An 848-nucleotide genomic window follows, 5' to 3' on the forward strand; every position below is an offset into this window, starting at 1 on the left:
AGCGCGGTCAGCAGTGCGCTGGGACGCATGCTCGTGTACGCGGGAGCGAACCGTTCCCACGCCACGTCCGCCACGACCACCACCGCGTCCGCGCCGGCCACGACCTGCCCCAGCGCCCGCACCGCCCGCTGCGGATCCAGCGCCACCAGACCCCGCCGCCGCAACGCCTCCACCGCCTCCGCACCGGCCGCCATACCAGCACCCGCCCACGGACCCCACGCCACCGACGTCCCCACCAGCCCACGCGCCCGACGCGCCTGCACCAACGCGTCCAACGCCGCGTTCGCCGCCGCATACCCCGCCTGACCACCACTGCCCCACACACCGGCAATGGAGGAGAACACCACGAACGCATCCAGCACACGATCCCCCAGCACCGCGTCCAGATGCACCGCACCAGCCACCTTGCCCGCCCACACCTCGGCAAGATCCCCCCGCGACACCTGCGCCAACGGCACATTCACCACCGCACCCGCCGCATGCACCACCGCATCCACCGGATACTCCGCCAGCAACGCCTCCACCGCCCCACGGTCGGCGACATCACAGGCCTCCACACTCACCCGCACCCCGGCCGCCACCAACTCCTCCCGCAACCCCACCGCACCCGGCGCCTCCACACCCCGACGACTCACCAGCACCACATGCCCGGCACCCTCCGCCGCCGCCCACCGCGCCACCCGCGCACCCAACGCACCCGTACCACCCGTGATCAACACCGTCCCCCGCGGACGCCACACCGCCTCCCCACCACCAGCACGCACCCGCTCCACACGACGCCCGAACACACCCGACGCCCGCACCGCCACCTGATCCTCATCACCCACACCCGCCAGAACAGCCGCCAG

The 848-nt window shown here is 72.9% G+C and carries 1 protein-coding gene; it reads right to left on the reverse strand.

The genetic code is table 11. The features are described 5' to 3' along the window. Positions 1 to 848 (reverse strand): SDR family NAD(P)-dependent oxidoreductase (locus tag AQJ64_RS44880; RefSeq protein ID WP_159060384.1); only part of this gene is annotated, 848 nt, incomplete at both ends.

The sequence above is a fragment of the Streptomyces griseoruber genome (assembly GCF_001514205.1).
Lineage (GTDB): Bacteria > Actinomycetota > Actinomycetes > Streptomycetales > Streptomycetaceae > Streptomyces > Streptomyces griseoruber.